General features: G+C 54.8%; 17 protein-coding genes. 9 read left to right on the forward strand and 8 right to left on the reverse strand.

Annotated elements, in window-relative coordinates; genetic code table 11:
- Positions 1-56: 56 nt before the first annotated feature.
- Positions 57-878 carry a serine O-acetyltransferase gene (gene cysE / locus U0026_RS00750; protein WP_035894708.1) on the forward strand — a complete coding sequence of 274 codons (822 nt, stop codon included), beginning with the start codon at positions 57-59 and terminating at the stop codon, positions 876-878.
- 37 nt (positions 879-915) lie between these two features.
- Here cysE and trmL read toward each other — a convergent pair whose 3' ends face one another.
- The 5 genes from trmL to U0026_RS00775 form a co-directional block, all read right to left on the reverse strand.
- The gene (gene trmL / locus U0026_RS00755; RefSeq protein ID WP_062775826.1) at positions 916-1,386 is read right to left on the reverse strand and encodes a tRNA (uridine(34)/cytosine(34)/5-carboxymethylaminomethyluridine(34)-2'-O)-methyltransferase TrmL; all 471 of its coding nucleotides are present in this window, start codon (positions 1,384-1,386) and stop codon (positions 916-918) included.
- A gap of 176 nt (positions 1,387-1,562) precedes the next feature.
- On the reverse strand, positions 1,563-2,747 hold the full coding sequence (gene lldD / locus U0026_RS00760) for an FMN-dependent L-lactate dehydrogenase LldD (protein WP_062775824.1): 1,185 nt from the start codon (positions 2,745-2,747) through the stop codon (positions 1,563-1,565).
- Entirely contained in the window at positions 2,744-3,520 is a 777-nt protein-coding gene (gene lldR, locus U0026_RS00765; protein WP_061280920.1) for a transcriptional regulator LldR, read from the reverse strand. Before lldR ends, lldD begins: the two co-directional genes overlap by 4 nt.
- Positions 3,517-5,172: an L-lactate permease gene (gene lldP, locus U0026_RS00770; RefSeq protein ID WP_062775822.1), complete on the reverse strand. Its 1,656-nt coding sequence runs from the start codon at positions 5,170-5,172 to the stop codon at positions 3,517-3,519. The genes lldR and lldP overlap by 4 nt, the downstream gene beginning before the upstream one ends.
- A gap of 282 nt (positions 5,173-5,454) precedes the next feature.
- Positions 5,455-5,817 (reverse strand): YibL family ribosome-associated protein, encoded by a 363-nt coding sequence (locus tag U0026_RS00775; protein ID WP_062775821.1) that lies wholly within the window; start codon positions 5,815-5,817, stop codon positions 5,455-5,457.
- Positions 5,818-6,092: 275 nt separating this feature from the next.
- Between U0026_RS00775 and U0026_RS00780 the strand changes: the two genes are divergently transcribed.
- The 7 genes from U0026_RS00780 to yiaY all read left to right on the forward strand — a co-directional run bounded on the left by U0026_RS00780 (position 6,093) and on the right by yiaY (position 13,362).
- Positions 6,093-6,302, forward strand: a complete 210-nt coding sequence (locus tag U0026_RS00780; RefSeq protein WP_062775819.1) for a hypothetical protein — start codon at positions 6,093-6,095, stop codon at positions 6,300-6,302.
- Between the two features lie 198 nt (positions 6,303-6,500).
- Positions 6,501-6,869, forward strand: coding sequence for a DUF3302 domain-containing protein (locus U0026_RS00785; protein WP_062775817.1), 369 nt, complete (start codon positions 6,501-6,503; stop codon positions 6,867-6,869).
- A 2-nt stretch (positions 6,870-6,871) separates the two neighbouring features.
- A complete protein-coding gene (locus tag U0026_RS00790; protein WP_062775815.1) occupies positions 6,872-8,008 on the forward strand; it encodes an HlyD family secretion protein in 1,137 nt (378 codons plus the stop codon).
- 74 nt (positions 8,009-8,082) lie between these two features.
- Positions 8,083-8,691, forward strand: coding sequence for a glutathione S-transferase (locus U0026_RS00795; protein WP_062775814.1), 609 nt, complete (start codon positions 8,083-8,085; stop codon positions 8,689-8,691).
- A 97-nt stretch (positions 8,692-8,788) separates the two neighbouring features.
- The gene (gene selA / locus U0026_RS00800; protein ID WP_062775812.1) at positions 8,789-10,180 is read left to right on the forward strand and encodes an L-seryl-tRNA(Sec) selenium transferase; all 1,392 of its coding nucleotides are present in this window, start codon (positions 8,789-8,791) and stop codon (positions 10,178-10,180) included.
- Positions 10,177-12,027, forward strand: coding sequence for a selenocysteine-specific translation elongation factor (gene selB / locus U0026_RS00805; RefSeq protein ID WP_062775811.1), 1,851 nt, complete (start codon positions 10,177-10,179; stop codon positions 12,025-12,027). The genes selA and selB overlap by 4 nt, the downstream gene beginning before the upstream one ends.
- Before the next feature lie 183 nt (positions 12,028-12,210).
- Positions 12,211-13,362, forward strand: coding sequence for an L-threonine dehydrogenase (gene yiaY / locus U0026_RS00810; protein WP_062775809.1), 1,152 nt, complete (start codon positions 12,211-12,213; stop codon positions 13,360-13,362).
- 115 nt (positions 13,363-13,477) lie between these two features.
- Here yiaY and U0026_RS00815 read toward each other — a convergent pair whose 3' ends face one another.
- The 3 genes from U0026_RS00815 to U0026_RS00825 form a co-directional block, all read right to left on the reverse strand.
- On the reverse strand, positions 13,478-13,789 hold the full coding sequence (locus U0026_RS00815) for a hypothetical protein (protein WP_228552175.1): 312 nt from the start codon (positions 13,787-13,789) through the stop codon (positions 13,478-13,480).
- Positions 13,790-13,959: 170 nt separating this feature from the next.
- The gene (locus U0026_RS00820; RefSeq protein WP_062775806.1) at positions 13,960-15,918 is read right to left on the reverse strand and encodes a glycoside hydrolase family 127 protein; all 1,959 of its coding nucleotides are present in this window, start codon (positions 15,916-15,918) and stop codon (positions 13,960-13,962) included.
- Between the two features lie 10 nt (positions 15,919-15,928).
- On the reverse strand, positions 15,929-17,329 hold the full coding sequence (locus U0026_RS00825) for an MFS transporter (RefSeq protein WP_062775804.1): 1,401 nt from the start codon (positions 17,327-17,329) through the stop codon (positions 15,929-15,931).
- A 239-nt stretch (positions 17,330-17,568) separates the two neighbouring features.
- On the opposite strand from U0026_RS00825, the gene U0026_RS00830 reads away from it, so the two are divergent.
- Positions 17,569-18,387, forward strand: a complete 819-nt coding sequence (locus tag U0026_RS00830; protein ID WP_062775803.1) for an AraC family transcriptional regulator — start codon at positions 17,569-17,571, stop codon at positions 18,385-18,387.
- Positions 18,388-18,488: the final 101 nt, after the last annotated feature.

Raw genomic sequence — 18,488 nt, forward strand, 5'->3', positions numbered from 1 at the left:
CCAACGATCCGGCCAGCAGAGATTGGCCGATCGTTCCAATACGCCTGGAGTATGCAATGTCGTGTGAAGAACTGGAAATTGTCTGGAACAATATTAAAGCCGAAGCCCGCGCCTTGGCTGACTGCGAGCCTATGCTCGCCAGCTTCTACCACGCCACGCTACTCAAGCATGAAAATCTGGGCAGTGCTTTAAGCTACATGCTCGCGAACAAGCTGGCATCACCGATTATGCCGGCTATCGCTATCCGTGAAGTGGTGGAAGAAGCCTACGCCGCTGACCCGGAAATGATCGCCTCAGCCGCCTGTGATATTCAGGCTGTGCGCACCCGTGACCCAGCGGTCGACAAATATTCCACGCCGCTCCTCTATCTAAAAGGTTTCCACGCGCTGCAGGCCTACCGTATCGGCCACTGGTTGTGGGGACAGGGGCGTCGGGCGCTGGCAATTTTCCTGCAAAATCAGGTGTCGGTGTCTTTCCAGGTGGATATTCACCCGGCCGCAAAAATTGGCCGTGGCATTATGCTTGACCACGCCACCGGCATTGTGGTGGGCGAAACGGCGGTGATTGAAAACGACGTGTCGATTCTGCAATCGGTGACCCTTGGCGGTACCGGTAAAACCAGCGGCGACCGTCATCCGAAAATTCGTGAAGGCGTGATGATTGGCGCTGGGGCCAAAATTCTCGGCAATATTGAAGTGGGGCGCGGCGCGAAAATTGGCGCGGGCTCAGTGGTTTTACAGCCTGTACCACCGCACACCACTGCCGCAGGCGTACCGGCGCGTATCGTCGGCAAGCCTGAGTCGGATAAACCGGCGATGGATATGGATCAGCACTTCAACGGCATTAACCACGGATTTGAGTACGGCGACGGGATTTGATTTTTTTGCCTTCCCGGCGGCGCTGCGCTTGGCCGGGCTACCTTAACACGGCGCCCGGATATCCCAACTGGCGCCAAGCCTCATATACCACCACCGACACCGCGTTCGATAGGTTCATGCTGCGGCTGTCCGGCATCATCGGAATACGGATTTTTTGCTCCGGCGGTAACGCATCCAGAATGGTTGCGGGCAGGCCACGTGTTTCCGGACCAAACATCAGAAAATCACCATCTTCATAGCTTACCGCGCTGTGCGCTGGCGTGCCTTTAGTCGTCAGGGCAAAAAGCCGCTGCGGCTTCGCGCTTTCCACAAATGCCGCATAATTGGCGTGGCGAGAAACGGCGGTGAACTCGTGATAATCCAGCCCCGCACGGCGCAAACGCTTATCGTCCCAGGCAAAACCCATGGGCTCGATGATATGCAGATTAAAGCCGGTATTGGCGCACAGACGGATGATGTTCCCGGTATTTGGCGGGATTTCAGGTTCGAATAAAACGATGTTAAGCATGCTGCCCCCTTGGATTGCGGGGGGCAGGATAGCAGAATTTGGGGAAACCCTCACCCCGGCCCTCTCCCTGAAAGGGAGAGGGAGAAAAGCAAGTTCCATACTTTCAAACAACGCCGAACGGTCCCCTCTCCCCTACGGGGAGAGGGTTAGGGTGAGGGGGAAGCCTCCGCACTGAACTACGCCGCACTCCCCTGCTTAATCGCATTAAACACCTGTGCGACTTCAGCATTCTGCACCAGCGAATCACGGCTAATCTCTTTAATCGATTTCGCCCCGGTCAGCGTCATCGCCACCTTCATTTCTTTCTCTACCAGGTTCAGCAAGTTCGCCACCCCCGCCTGACCATGCGTCGCCAGCGCGTAGAGGTATGCACGGCCCAGCAGCACGCTGTCCGCACCGAGCGCAATCATACGCACCACATCCAGCCCGTTACGGATCCCGCTGTCGGCCAGAATGGCGATATCACCTTTCACCGCATCGGCAATGGCAGGCAGCGCACGCGCAGAAGAGAGCACACCATCTAGTTGGCGACCACCGTGGTTGGAAACCACGATCCCATCAGCGCCAAAACGCACGGCATCGCGCGCGTCTTCCGGGTCGAGGATCCCTTTGATCACCATCGGGCCGTCCCAGAATTCACGGATCCACTCCAGGTCCTTCCATGAGATAGATGGATCGAAGTTATTCGCTAGCCAGCCAATGTAATCTTCCAGCCCGGTCGGTTTGCCGAGGTAGGTGGAAATATTGCCTAAATCATGCGGGCGACCGTTCAACCCTACGTCCCACGCCCACTGCGGATGAGTTGCCGCCTGCCAGTAACGACGCATGGCTGCGTTTGGCCCGCTCATACCGGAATGGGCGTCGCGGTAGCGCGCGCCCGGCGTTGGCATGTCGACGGTGAACACCAGAGTGGAGCAACCCGCCGCTTTAGCCCGTTCTAGCGCATTACGCATAAAACCGCGATCGCGCAGGACATACAGCTGGAACCACATCGGGCGCTTGAGGGTTGGCGCGACCTCTTCAATTGGGCACACCGACACGGTTGAAAGAGTAAACGGGATCCCTTTCGCATCGGCGGCGGCGGCGGCCTGAACTTCACCACGACGGGCATACATACCGCACAGGCCAACGGGGGCGAGTGCTACCGGCATCGAGAGCTGTTCGTTAAAGAGGGTGGTTTCCAGGCTCAGGTCGGACATATTTTTCAGCACGCGCTGACGCAGCGCCACATCCGACAGGTCTTCCACGTTGCGCCGCAGGGTGTGCTCCGCGTACGCGCCTCCGTCAATATAGTGGAACAAAAACGGTGGCAGGATGCGCTGGGCGGCGGCGCGGTAGTCACTGGCGGCGGAAATAATCATGCTTTTTTCTCCCTGGAAATATCAGTGTGGTCGTCGGGCAAGCGGGTGATCCGCGCCTGGCGGGCCAGGTCTTCATCAAAACGTTTAATGGTGGTGTGGACGAATCCAAGATGCGCCATCATCGCCTGGCGTGCGCCTTCGGCGTCACCGGCGGTAATGGCATTGAGAACGGCCAGATGCTGCTCTGTCAGCTTCGCAAAGACGGGTGGCACCAGATACATGCGCTCGCGGCTCTGGATGACCGAGGATTGCAGCAGATCGAAAAAACCACGCATGGTTTGCAGCAGCACGACGTTGTGGGATGCCTCGGCAATCGCCAAATGGAAACGCACATCGGCCTGTGAGGCGAGATCCGGGTCGTCACTTTGCGTGGCCTCAAAACAGAGGCGGATTTTTTCTTTATCAGCGTCGGTGGCACGCATCGCCGCATACCACGCGGTGCTGGCTTCAATGGCGTGGCGAGCTTCGAGGATATCGAAGCTGTAGTCCGGGTCGTCGGCCAGCAGGGTTTTCAGCGGCTGCACAATATTCTGTTCAGACCAGCCTTCATGCTGCCAGCGCACGAAGGTGCCGCCGCCGCGACGGCTAAGCAGCAATCCTTCGCTTACCAGCTTGGCCAGCGCTTCGCGCAGTGAATTGCGCGAGACGCCGAGCTGGCTTGCCAGCTTTCTTTCCGCAGGCAATCGCATACCCGCTTCCAGCTGTTGTTCTTCAATCAGCGCCCGCACGCGGCAGGCGACATCGTCTGACAGACGTTTGGGCAGTGTAATCACGGGATCATCCACGTTAAGACGTACGCCTGTAGCGTGGTAATGACGCCCACCATACAGGTGAAGATCAGGCTGTGTTTCACGGTGAAGCGGAACAGGTCAGATTCTTTACCGACCAGACCTACCGCCGCACAGGCGATGGCTATGGACTGTGGCGAAATCATCTTCCCGGTTACGCCGCCGGTGGTATTTGCGGCAACCAGCAGCACGTCCGAGACACCAATCTGCTGCGCGGCGGTGGCCTGTAGTGCGGCGAATAGGGCGTTGGAGGAGGTGTCTGAACCGGTCAGGAACACGCCAAGCCAGCCAAGGAACGGCGAGAAGAAGGTAAACGCATGGCCAGTGTGCGCCAGCGCCAGTGCCAACGTCGAGGACAGGCCGGAGTAGTTAGAGATAAAGGCAAACGCCAGTACCATGCCGATGGAGTAAATCGGTAATGCCAGCTCTTTGAGCGTGGAGCCGAAAGTGCTGATGGCATCTTTTGGCTTCATGCGCAGCCAGACGATAGACAGCAGTGCGGCAAACAGAATGGCGGTGCCGGTGGCGGAAAGCCAGTCGAACTTATACACCGCCGCATAGGCGGTCGCCTGATTCACCACCGGCGGCATACGAGCGACCAGTTTATCGAGATACGGCACCGAAATATTAATCACCAGGTCATACATCGCCCCGCCCGGTGCAAACAGCGCTTTAAACGGCGGAATGCTCCACAGGGTGACGGTGGCGGTGAGGAACAGGAACGGTGACCAGGCACGGACGATCTGCCCGGCAGTGTAACGGGTGCGCGACAGGTCCATATCAACCTGCGAGGCGCCCATGTCGCCAAAGCGGAATATGCGTACCGGCTGCCAGCGTTTGAGGAACAGCGTCAGACAGACCAGCGAAACCAGTGAGGAGATGATATCCGGCAGTTCCGGGCCGAGGAAGTTAGAGCTGAGGTACTGTGCGATAGCAAACGAACCGCCCGCCACCATCACTGCAGGCCAGGTTTCTTTGACGCCGCGCCAGCCGTCCATAATTGCCATGATCCAGAACAGCACGATAATGGTCAGGAACGGCAGTTGACGACCCACCATCTGGCCGATTTCAAAGCTGTCCAGGCCGGTGACCTGCCCTGCGACCAGAATCGGAATACCCATTGCGCCAAAGGCGACCGGCGCGGTGTTGACGATCAAACACAGTCCCGCAGCATACAGCGGGTTAAAACCCAGTCCCACCAACAGCGCGGCGGTAATGGCAACCGGTGCGCCGAATCCCGCAGCCCCTTCAAGGAAGGCGCCGAAGGAGAAGCCGACAATCAGCATCTGCAGGCGTTGGTCTGGGGTGATGGAGAGAATCGACGAACGAATAATGTCGAACTGCCCGGTTTTCACCGAGATTTTGTAGACGAAAACGGCGGCGATAATAATCCAGGCAATTGGCCACAGACCGTAGAAGAAACCGTATACCACCGACGCCAGTGCGCGGTCGACCGGCATCTTGTAGAACAGCAGCGCGACGGAAAGGGCGATGGCGACCGTCCAGCTGGCCGCCACATAGCCTTTCAGTTTGAGCTTAATCAGTGCGAAGAAAAAGAACAGGATCGGAAGCGATGCTATCAGGCTCGATAGCCAGATATTTCCGGCTGGATCGTAGTTTTGTTGCCAGAGGCTCATGCAGGTCTCCAGGGGGCCGCACGCGTTGCTTCGCGGTGAGTCTGGGCTCATCTCTGCGTCACAGTTTGTGTAAAAGTGGCCCTGCCAATTAGATGTTGTAGGGGTAATGACAACGAATGGTTAACCAAATGTTATGCATGAGCAATGGCATTGTGAGTGTTAATAACGAAATTGTGAACCAATAGCGGTTTGGTTGTTAAATTGGTTGGGCCAATTCTGAGGGGGAAAGCAGTAGGGGAAATAAACCCTCTCCCGGACGGGAGAAGGTTAGACAATTGCGGATTAGAACTCGGTCTTGGCGAATCCGGTCATGACCTGCAGACCCATTTCACGACCCAGAGCGGTCATTGGGTGAACCACGATGATCCCGCGCACGCTCTTTTTCAACGCGCCCAGGTTCGCTTGTTCTTTTTTGGTGATTGCGCGGCTGAACGGCAGTTTTGCCAGGTTCTGCGCTTCTTTACTCAGCTTTTGTGAATGCACTTCACGCAGGCGAGCAATTTCGGTTTCGAGCTTTTCTTTTTCCGCTTCCAGCTCGGCATATTTCTCTGCGCCATCAACCAGAGACAGGGCTGCCTGCTGGTGACGGATGGCGTCAAGCAGGTCGCTCAGGCGTTTGATTTCGTTCTTTACAATTTCTTTCATGTCGCTGATATTCTGATAATAAAATAGACGTAATGGTCTCTAGTATGCGCGTTGTCGCTCATTTCTGGTAGTTAATTATACAAAATTGGCTAATTTCATCAGGCGATAATGAGTAAGCGATATGTATAAGATGTTGAATATCATTATAATTTAATAAAATAGATAACTTGATCGCTTTTTAGAAAATTACCGGCCTAAATCCGCACAATTTCCTCAACCCTGTCCCTCAAGATTACCCATGATTAAGAAAGGTCTTAGCAGAGGGAGGATATGCGATGAATAAAATGGGTGAGAACGTACCGCGCATGATCGATAAGGCGGTCGATTTCATGGCTTCGAGTCAGGCATTCATGGAGTATTTACACAAAAGGCCGCATTCTAATCGGGTTCCTTCTGATATTCCTGAAGACAAAGCTGAGATGTACCTGGCTCGGTTGGAATACTATCGCGACCTGTATCGCCCAGTGGAAAGCCATCGCAAATAATGCGACCTGGCGCGTATCTCGCTGGTAATGCATCCCCTCCGTTACCAGCGATTTCTAATGCCTATCTCCAGAACAAAAAATTCCCCTTCAGGATGATGGCGAAAATGCCTGTCGCCCATTATCTTCATTAATATCAGCCTGGATTACACGCGGCTGCCTGCCATTTAAAACTCTAATTAGCGTTAATCTGAGGCAAGTATGTTTCTAAACTATTTTGCGCTGGGTGTGCTGGTCTTCGTGTTTTTGGTTCTGTTTTACGGAATCATCATGATTCACGATATTCCTTATACGATTGCGAAAAAACGCAATCATCCCCACGCCGATGCGATTCATACCGCAGGCTGGGTGAGCTTATTTACGCTGCACGTGATTTGGCCGTTTCTATGGATTTGGGCCACGCTCTACCAGCCTGAACGCGGCTGGGGAATGCAGTCGCATATCCCTCCGACAGAGCCTGCTCCCACAGGGGATGACGCGCTGACGCAACTCTCTCGTCGCGTGGCAGAGCTTGAGCAAAAACTGGCTGAAAAAAGACCTTCCACTGAAACGACTACGCCGGAGCAATAATCATGGATCTGTTGATTGTTTTGACCTATGTCGCGCTGGCGTGGGCGGTATTTAAAATATTCCGCATTCCGGTTAATCAATGGACGCTCGCCACCGCAGCATTAGGCGGCATATTTATAGTGAGCGGCCTTATTTTATTAATGAACTATAACCACCCTTATACCTACACTGCACAAAAGGCGGTGATTTCTATTCCCATTACACCGCAGGTAACCGGTGTGGTGAGTGAGGTAACGGATAAAAATAACCAACTGATCCGAAAAGGCGAGGTGTTATTTAAAATTGACCCGACGCGATATCAGGCGCGCGTTGACAGGTTACAGGCCGATCTGGTGACCGCGACGCACGGTGTTCAGACGCTCAAAGGCCAGCTCTCGGAAGCGCAGGCGAATACGACCCGCGTATCTGCCGAACGTGACCGTTTGTATAAAGATTATCAGCGCTACCTGAAAGGGAGTCAGGCGCGGGTGAATCCGTTCTCTGAAAGCGATATTGATAATGCACGGCAAAATTATCTGGCACAGGATGCGATGGTCAAAGCGTCGGTTGCCGAGCAGGCGCAGGTGCAAAGTCAGTTAGACAGCATGGTTAACGGCGAGCAATCGCAGATTGTTAGCCTGCGAGCGCAGTTGACGGAGGCGAAATATAATCTTGATCAAACGATTATTCGCGCGCCGAGCGACGGCTATGCCACTCAGGTGCTGATCCGTCCGGGCACTTATGCCGCCGCGCTGCCGCTGCGTCCGGTGATGGTCTTTATCCCCGATCAGAAACGGCAGATTGTCGCCCAGTTCCGCCAGAATTCGCTGCTGCGTCTGGAAGCGGGTGACGAGGCCGAAGTGGTGTTTAATGCCCTGCCGGGGCAGGTTTTCCGCGGCAAGCTGTCGAGCATTCTGCCGGTCGTTCCTGGTGGTTCTTATCAGGCGCAGGGGGCTTTGCAGTCCTTAACGGTGGTGCCGGGAACCGACGGTGTGCTGGCCCTGATTGATTTGGAACCGAACGCCGATGTGGATGCATTACCGGATGGGATTTACGCCCAGGTGGCGGTTTACTCCGACCATTTTGCCCACGTTTCGGTGATGCGTAAGGTATTACTGCGCATGACCAGCTGGATGCATTATCTCTATCTGGATCACTAGGTCAGTAAAAACCTGGGTGCGAATGCGGCGGCCTGAGCCATACTGATCTCTTTGTTGGCGCAAAGGAGATGATGATGAAACTGGTCGGCAGCTACACCAGCCCATTTGTACGTAAAATATCGATCCTCTTACTGGAAAAGGGGATCGCCTTTGAATTTGTGAACGAGCAACCCTATCACGCAGAAAATGGCGTCGCGCAGTTTAATCCCTTGGGGAAAGTGCCTGCGCTTGTGACCGACGACGGGGAATGCTGGTTTGACTCGCCGATTATCGCCCAATATATCGAGCAGCTAGACGTTGCGCCTGAGATGGTGCCGCGCGACCCGCTGGCGGCGCTGAAAATACGCCAGCTCGAAGCATTGGCCGATGGCATTATGGACGCGGGACTTACCTCCGTTCGCGAACTTGCCCGCCCGGCCGCACAGCAATCTGAAGATGAGGTGCTGCGCCAGCGGGAGAAAATTCGTCGCAGTCTGGATGCGCTGGAAGGTCATCTGGCTGATGGTACATTACAAACCGATACCCTCAATCTGGCCACTATCGCCATTGCCTGTGCGATTGGCTATCTTAACTTCCGCCGCATTGCGCCGGGCTGGTGTGTCGACAGGCCAAATCTGGTGAAACTGGCCGAAACGTTATTCCTGCGTGAAAGCTTTGCCCGCACCGAACCGCCAAAGGCTTGATTGAACGCTATAACGTGAAGCCGCCATGCGTTGTACAATCCCTTCTATGACTCCCTCTCCCGGCGGGAGGGGTAACATTTAACCGTCAGGCCTATTCATGACTACCGAAAACCGTTCGCTCTACAGCCAGCTTCCCGCAACCGACCGCCTTCTGCGTGATCCTGCGTTTACCCGTTTACTTGATGTTCATGGTCATTCTCAGGTGGTGGAACAACTTCGCCAGATGCAGGATGAAGCTCGTTTGAGTATCCGCGAGCAGCATACGCTTCCCGCATGGTGCGAGGACTGGTCGCTGGAGACGGCAAGACGGTTGAGCGTAGATACGCAAAGCGCGCTGCGTCCGGTCATTAACCTGACCGGAACCGTGCTGCACACCAACCTGGGCCGCGCCCAGCAGGCGCAGTCGGCGATTGATGCCGTCACGCAGGCGATGCGCGACCCGGTGACGCTGGAATATGATTTAGACGGTGCTGGACGCGGACACCGCGACCGTGCGCTGGCCGACCTGCTATGCCGTATCACTGGCGCTGAAGATGCCTGTATCGTCAATAACAACGCTGCGGCGGTGCTATTGATGCTGGCGGCGACAGCGGCAGGTAAAGAGGTGGTGGTGTCGCGTGGTGAGCTGGTGGAGATTGGCGGCGCGTTTCGTATTCCTGATGTGATGCGTCAGGCGGGCTGCGTACTGCATGAAGTGGGTACCACTAACCGCACTCACGCCAAAGATTATCGTCAGGCGGTGAACGACAACACCGGGCTGCTGATGAAGGTACACACCAGCAACTACAGCATTGAAGGCTTTACCAAGTCGGTCGATGAAGCGGAGTTAGCTGAAATGGGCCGCGAGCTGGACGTGCCGGTGGTAGCGGATCTCGGTAGTGGTTCACTGATTGATCTTAGCCGCTACGGCTTGCCGAAAGAACCGATGCCGCAGGAGATGATTGCCGCAGGCGTGAGCCTGGTGAGTTTCTCTGGTGACAAACTGCTGGGCGGCCCGCAGGCTGGGATTATCGTTGGCAAAAAGGCGTTGATTGCCCAGCTTCAGCAGCACCCGCTTAAACGCGCGTTACGGGCGGATAAAATGACCCTGGCGGCCCTAGAAGCAACGCTGCGCCTGTATCTACACCCTGAAAAACTGGCGCTTGAATTGCCGACGCTGCGTCTTTTAAGCCGCCATGCAGAAGAGATTCACCAGCAGGCGCTGCGCCTGCGTGAACCGTTAGCCCAGCGCTACGGTGATGAATTCTCCGTGCAGGTGATGCCCTGCGCCTCACAAATTGGTAGCGGTTCGCTGCCGTCAGAAAGCCTGCCGAGCGCGGCCATTGCGCTGACGCCGCTTGATGGCCGTGGTAGCCACCTGGAAGCGCTGTCTACCCGCTGGCGTAGCCTGCCCATCCCGGTTATCGGGCGTATTTATGACGGTCGTCTGTGGCTGGATTTGCGCTGCCTTGAAGATGAACCTCGTTTTCTGGAGATGTTGTTGAAATGATTATTGCCACCGCCGGGCACGTTGACCACGGCAAAACCACCCTGTTGCAGGCGATTACCGGTATTAACGCCGACCGCCTGCCGGAAGAGAAATCTCGCGGCATGACTATCGATCTGGGTTATGCCTACTGGCCGCAGCCGGACGGACGCGTGCTGGGCTTTATCGATGTGCCCGGTCACGAAAAGTTTCTCTCAAACATGCTGGCGGGTGTCGGCGGTATCGATCATGCCCTGCTGGTGGTGGCGTGCGACGATGGTGTGATGGCGCAAACCCGTGAGCATCTGGCTATCCTGCAACTCACGGGGAATCCAACGCTGACCGTGGCACTGACCAAAACCGATCGCGTGGATACTGCGCGTATCGAAGAGGTTCGCCATGAAATTGCCGATGTTTTGCGTGAATATGGCTTTGAAGAGGCCACGTTGTTTGAAACGGCAGCAACCGAGGGGCGCGGTATTGACACGCTGCGCGACCATCTGCGCCAGCTTTCTGCTCGCGATCGCATGGAACATCAGCGTTTCCGCCTGGCTATCGACCGCGCTTTTACCGTTAAAGGTGCGGGGTTAGTCGTTACCGGCACGGCGCTGTCTGGCGATGTGCGGGTGGGTGATACGCTCTGGTTGACCGGCAAAGACACGCCGATGCGCGTGCGCGGTTTGCATGCGCAGAATCAGCCGGTAGAACAGGCGCACGGCGGGCAGCGAATTGCGCTGAATATCGTCGGGGCGGCAGAAAAAGACGATCTCAACCGCGGTGATTGGCTGTTGTCAGAAGCGCCGCCAGAACCGTCTGAGCGCGTGATTGTCGAGCTGCAAAGCCATGCGCCGCTTGGGCAGTGGCAGCCGCTGCATATCCACCATGCGGCCAGCCATATCACCGGACGCGTGTCGCTTCTGGAAAATAATTTGGCGGAACTGGTGCTCGACACCCCGCTGTGGCTGGCGGATAACGACCGCCTGGTGCTGCGCGATATCTCGGCTAAAGTGACGCTGGCGGGTGCCCGCGTAGTGACCCTCAACTCACCAAGACGCGGCAAACGTAAAGCAGAATATCTGGCGTGGATTGCGGCGCTGGCACTGGCAAAAGATGACGCTCAAGCGCTCGCGGTGCATCTATCCCGTGATGCAGTCAAACTTGGCGAGTTTGGCTGGGCGCGACAGTTGAGCGTGCCGGGCTTACAACAGTTGATCGCCAAGCCTGGTTTTATCCTCGCTGGGGATAGCCTGCTGGATGCGCCGCTGGCGGCACGGTGGCAGCGTAAGTTGTTAGATGCACTGGCAATTTACCACGAACAACATAAAGATGAGCCAGGCCCGGGGCGTGAACGTTTACGCCGTATTGCGCTACCAATGGAAGACGAAGCGCTGGTGCTGACGCTGATTGAGCAGATGCGTGAAAGCGGCACCATTGCCAGTCATCATGGCTGGCTGCATTTGCCGGATCACAAAGCCGGGTTTACCGACGAGCAGCAGGCTATCTGGCTGAAAGCCGCGCCGTTGTTTGGTGATGAACCGTGGTGGGTTCGCGACCTGGCAACACAAACGGGCACCGATGAGAATACGATGCGCATTGCCCTACGTTTGGCAGCACAGCAGGGCATGATTACCGCGATTGTGAAAGACCGCTATTATCGTAACGATCGTATTGTGGCCTTTGCCAGTATGATTCGTGAACTCGACCTGGAAAAGGGCTCAGCTTGCGCGGCCGATTTCCGTGATAAATTAAATGTTGGTCGTAAATTAGCCATTCAGATTCTGGAATATTTCAATCGAATTGGGTTTACTCGTCGTCGTGGAAATGATCATTTATTACGCGATGCGCTACTTTTCCCGGATAATAAAATTTAACAATTAATATAGAAAATATATCAATTTAAATACAAAAATATATTAATGAAGAATCAGTACGTTAGGAGTGACATCCTGACGTGCTTTTTATTTTCCCGATGGGAAAAAATGCAATCACGATCATATTTTCCGACGCTCTATTCCTCTACCCTCGGGGCTTGCTTATTAAATAAAGGAACTATCATGGCTGCATCAACTTTCTTCATTCCATCAGTGAATGTTATCGGGAACGGCGCGTTAAATGACGCAATGAATACAATGAAGGATTATGGTTATCGCCGTGCCCTGATTGTGACCGATGCCGTTCTGAATAAGCTGGGCGTGGCTGGCGATATTCAAAAGCGACTTCAGGAATATGACATTCTGAGCGTGGTTTTTGATGGAACACATCCGAACCCAACGACGGTCAACGTTGAAGAAGGGCTGGAGATGCTGCGCGCCAATGATTGTGACTGCGTGATTTCGCTGGGCGGCGGTTCTCCGCACGACTGTGCGAAAGGCATTGCGCTGGTGGCTTCCAACGGCGGCGATATTCGTGACTACGAAGGCGTTGACCGTTCTGCAAAACCGCAGTTGCCGATGATTGCCATCAACACCACGGCGGGCACCGCGTCTGAAATGACCCGTTTTTGCATCATCACTGATGTTAACCGTCATATCAAAATGGCCATCGTTGATAAGCACGTGACGCCTGTGCTGTCGGTCAACGACTCTTCTTTGATGGAAGGTATGCCTAAAGGACTGACCGCCGCGACCGGTATGGATGCGCTGACTCATGCCATTGAAGCCTATGTTTCTATTGCTGCCACGCCGATTACCGATGCCTGCGCGCTGAAAGCCATCACCATGATTATGGCAAATCTGCCAACTGCGGTAGACAACGGTAGCAACAGTGAAGCGCGTGAAGCGATGGCCTACGCACAGTTCCTGGCGGGCATGGCGTTTAACAATGCTTCCCTGGGTTATGTGCATGCGATGGCGCACCAGTTGGGCGGTTTCTATGACCTGCCGCACGGCGTATGCAACGCGGTACTGCTGCCGCATGTGCAGGTGTTTAACAGCAAAGTGGCCGCTGCACGTCTGCGTGACTGTGCTCAGGCGATGGGCATTGATGTGAGCGCGATGAGCAACGAGCAGGGTGCAGAAGCGTGTATCGATGCTATTCGCAAACTGGCCCGTCAGGTGAACATTCCAGCTGGTCTGCGCGACCTGAACGTGAAGGAAGAAGATTTCCCGGTTCTGGCAACCAATGCGCTGAAAGATGCCTGCGGCTTTACCAACCCAATTCAGGCAACGCACGACGAAATCATGGCGATTTTCCGCGCTGCGATGTAATACCCGTATTGCGCTGATTCCGCGATCCTCCCGGCGGCGCTTCGCTTGGTCGGGCTACTGGATCCTGTAGCCCGGCCAAGCGAAGCGCCGCCGGGAAACCAACATGTCGCAGGCCTTATTTATCCTGCGAATTTTTATTGTCGGAAACGATACGCAACTCTAGCGAACGAAATTGTCCGTAGATCCACAGTCCAAGCCAGCTTAGACAGCCCATAATGCCGGTTAAAACCAGCGCCAGTAGGGCGAAAAACAGCGGGCTGATAATCAGCACGCCAAAGCCATGCATTACCTCGCCGTTCCAGCGGACGGCAAAAAGCGTAATCCCAATTGCCCCTAAAATACCGTTAAAAATACCCAATGGAACCAGTGAGCACATCAGGCCCAGCAGATGGATTTTAAAGATGCTGCCCGCGCTGATTTTTTTCAAAGAAACAGTCCGGAATTCGTCCATGTTATTGTGCGCTATCTTGTTGTTAAATTTGAAACGACTATAGGGGAAACAACCCTGACGTGATAGCCAATCAAAGCCTGATATTGAACAAAACCCTCAATATTTGTAGTCCGGACAGGCGTTTTACCTGCCCGGTTAATCAAATCTTACTCGCTCTCATTGACCCAAATACGCATCTCACCCTCACCACGGTTAGCCCAGCTAAACCAAGGAATAAACGTTAGCGTCTGCGCCTGGCGCTGTGCTGGCGAGGTATCGTAATGCCAAAGCGGCTGTTGCTCTGGCTGGCTCGACGAGTGCTTTATGCCTTGTGCCTGCAACAGGACTTTATGGGCGAAAATGCCTTTGCCCGCTATCTCGGTAAATTGCGCGCTTTCTGGCAGCCACAGATTATGCAGCTCCTCGCCGTTATCGGCCTGCTCCAGACAGTACACCAATGGCCCGCGCTGAATTGCGACCTTTCCGGCGACATGGCGCACCAATGGGTTACCGTAAACCCGGCGTACTGGCATCGGCAGCGTTAGCGTTAAGATGTCGCCCTCAAGCCAGGTTCGTGTGATGTGCAAATAACCTTTTTTCACCGTGCCCGCAACATCACGGCCGTTCAGGGTGACGTGCGGATCGGTGCACCAATCCGGCAGGCGCAGTGCCAGCGTGTGGTTAACGGGATCGGGTGAATCAATCTCGATCTTGACCTGATCCTGCCACGGATAGTTGCCGCTGACGCGTAAACGCAGCGTCTGCTCACCCACCGGAACCTCGACGCTGTTACCGATATAGAGATTGACGAACAGCGCGTCGTCGCGCGGTGTGTAGATATAGTGGCCGATGGAGGTGAGTACGCGGGCAATGTTTGGCGGACAGCAGGCGCAACCGAACCAGCGTTGACGCACGGGTTTGACGTGGTCATAAATATGGTTGAATTGCAGCGTTTTCGGGTGAACTTCCAGCGGGTTCACGTAGAAGAAATGTTTGCCGTCCAGCGCCATACCGCCGAGTACCGTGTTGTACAGCGCGCGCTCCATGACATCGGCATACTGGCTGTCACCTTCCATCTCCAGCATGCGACGCGCAAACATCATCAGGCCAATAGAGGCGCAGCTTTCGGCATAGACCGTGTCATTGGGCAGGTCGTAGTCGCTACTAAACGCTTCACCGCTGCTTTGCGAGCCGATACCGCCAGTAATGTACAGCTGACGCTGGGCCATGTTATTCCATAAGCGCAGGCAGTCCTGGCGCTTGCTTTCGTCCTGGCTTAGGCGAGCGAGGTGCGCCACGCCGGTCATCAGGTAGACAAAACGGACGGCATGTCCGATAGCGGTAGGCTGTTCAGCGATGGGTTGATGCGCCTGGCTATAGGGTTTGTCTTTCACCATCCATGCGGTGCCGTAGGTATGCCAGTAGGACGTTTTGCCGCGCTTTTCATACTCGTGGTCGTAGAAATGCGGCTGTTTACCGCGCTCTTCTACGAAGTAGTTCACCAGTGCCAGATAACGCGGTTGCTGGGTGACTTCATACAGTCGCATCAGCGCCAGCTCGATTTCAGGATGCCCTGGATAGCCATGGATTTGATGTTCAGCGGTGCCAAATACCTGGTCGATATGGTCTGCCAGTCGGCAAACGACGTCCAGTAATTGCTGTTTACCGGTGGCCTGGAAGAAGGCCACGCCTGCTTCAATCATGTGCCCGGCACAGTACAGTTCGTGGCATTCGGCCAGATTGGTCCAGCGTTCTTGCGGTGCTTTCACCGTGAAATAGGTATTGAGATAGCCATCTTCGCACTGAGCGGCTGCGACTAACGCGATCACCTCGTCGGCGGTTTTCTCTAACTCGGCATCCGGCTTCTGGCATAGTGACCAGGCTACAGCCTCCAGCCATTTCGCCACGTCGCTGTCCTGAAAGACCATCCCGTAAAACTCACCGGTTTGCTGGCCTGCGGCAATACGAAAGTTTTCTATCGCATGGCTGGGTTCTGCATCGTCGATGCGGTCATTTAGCGCATCCCATTGATAGGGAATAACCACATCACGAACCAGTTGCTGGTACTGGGCGAAGAATGGGTCGTTAACTTTTAATGTATGCAAATCGACTTCCATAACAGACATAACAAACTCCTCAGGACTGAACGTGACGTGCGCGAAGGTCGGTCGCAATGCGCGCCATCATAGGATTATTGAGTCGGCAGGCGCGGATGGAGAGCGCCAGCAGCAGGTGGAACAGGGCGGGCAACAGGGTTTCCATGGTGGTGATCCCGGTCAGCGACTCGGCTGTCTGGTTATCTGCACCCGGCTGGTATGCTACGTAGATAAAGACCAGGCTGATAATGCCCGCGCTGGAGGCCCAGGCCAGCTTGATAAAGAACAGGTTAAAGGCGAAGTTCATGCCGGATGAGCGCACGCCGGTTTTCCACTCGCCGTAGTCGTCGGAGAAGGCCATTAGCGAGAAGTGCAGCGGCAGGGTGAAGCCCAGAATAATGCCGTTGCCGAGGATCACCGCCAGCCACAGCGTTTGGTGCGCTGGCCCGGTAGGTAAGAACCACATGCCGACGGCGATCGCCGCTAACACCAGGTTGGTGTAGTAGTACAGCTTGACGGTATCGAAGCGGCGCGACAGCAGGTTGATGATCACCGAACCGAAAATGGAGGCAAAGGTCACCATCGTGAAGAACAGCGAGGTGTAGCCGGTGGAGCCACCCAATACGTAGGTGATGAAGTACATGTAGCCGCCGCCGCGGATGTTAAAGACGTTGATCAGCAGGAATGACATCACCAGCATCAGCAGTAGCTGGTCATTTTTGCGCAGCCCGGCGATGTGCTCACGCAGGGTGAATTTGCCCATCATATCAAGCGATACGCGCTCACGAACCCAGAAAAAACAGCACAGGAACATCACCGCCGCAATGGCGCACAGCACGCCCACGCCGTATTGATAACCCTGCGCGGTGTTGCCCTGGCCGAGCACGTTGACCAACCACGGCAGGCCGACTGACACCAGAAAACCGGCAACGCCGCACAGTACGAAACGCCATGCCTGACAGGAGATGACCTCGCTGTGGCGCGTAGTCATGGTGTTAATCAGTGCACAGTAGGGGACGTTAATCGCGGTATAGCTCACCGACAGCAGTAGATAGGTGCCGAATGCCCAGGCGATTTTTACCCCCATGCTGGCATCGGGAACGGTGAAAGTCAGAACGCCAATAATGGCGATAGGCACGGCAATCCACAGCTGCCAGGGGCGAAAACGTCCCCAGCGGCTTTGCGTGCGGTCGGCCAGGACGCCCATTATCGGGTCGGAGATGGCATCGAAAACGCGCAGCACCAGAAAGAGGGTGCCAACCAGCGCAGGGGTGAGTCCAAAGACATCGGTATAGAAGAAGGTCAGGAAGTTCATGATAAGGCAGGTAATAACGGTACCGCCTGCGTCGCCAAGACCGTAGCCGATTTTTTCCCGAATCGATAATTTATCGTCCAGTGAACCCGGCACAATCTCGCTGGTGGTGATGGGTGTAGCGGTCATGGGGTACTCCTCGCAATGTGGAGAGTTCTTATTCAGTAGGGTTATTTTTGTAATGTCATGACCTGTTTAATTTTGCCTGGAAAGCGGTGACCAACAAGGTCACAAAGGAGTATAAAAAGTGGGTAATTCCGACCTGATGAGAAAAGTGTGAAGGCGATCGGGCATAAATCCATTTATTTATTAATAATCAATGAGAAAACGTGTTCATTGCCCATGAATAAGCGGGATTATTAATATTTATGCTCAATCTCTCCATAGCGCTTCCGATTAAGGTACAGAACGGCGGCTTATTTATCTCGCGCGGCGTGGGACGTCATCCGGCGCGCAGGTTGCGCTCATGGGAAATTATTTTTGTTGAAAAAGGGACATTAACGATTCAGGAAGAGGAGCGTATTTTTCAGGTTTGCGCTGGCGACAGCTTATTACTCTGGCCGGGTCGTCAGCATGTGGGGATTGAGGATTTCCCGGCAGAGCTGAAGTTCTACTGGCTGCATTTTGAAATCAATGCGCCCACGCAATCGCATCCGCTGTTAACGCAGTTGGCCATTCCGCAGCAGACCACGCTGCACGATCCCCAGTACCTGACCTCGTTGTTTCGCCAGTTTCTGAACGAGCAGGAAAAAATTCAGCGTAATGCCTCACTGGAATTTATTTTACTGCTGATTTTGCAGCATATTTCGCTATCGGCGCAAACCGAGGAGCCAAAAGATGAAGGCGGGGCCGCGCTGGCCTGGCGGGCGCAGCAGGTGATCCACACTCGCTATCATTTGCCGCTTTCTACCTCAATGCTGGCAAAGGAGTTGCACTGTAATGCCGACTATTTGGGGCGCGTTTATCGAAGGGTATTTCACCTGACGCTGACGGAGGCCATTCACCGCCAGCGGGTGCGCGCGGCGGAAAAACTTTTAAGCAATCATGCGCGTTCGTTAAAAGAGGTGGCCGAGCAGTGTGGGTTTGCCGATGTGGGCTATTTCCGGCAAATCTTCCGCAAGCATACCGGCCTGACACCCGCCGCGTGGAAGCGGCGGTATTGCAAAGAGCATATTAATTCGGCATGAGGCAAATGACTGAAAGCGTTCAGGCATTTAACAAAAAAGGCTGACCACCGATGTCGGATCAAAGCAGGACATTGCCCTGCTCTGGCACTCTTAGGGTTTAC

This window comes from Kluyvera intermedia (assembly GCF_034424175.1).
Lineage (GTDB): Bacteria > Pseudomonadota > Gammaproteobacteria > Enterobacterales > Enterobacteriaceae > Kluyvera > Kluyvera intermedia.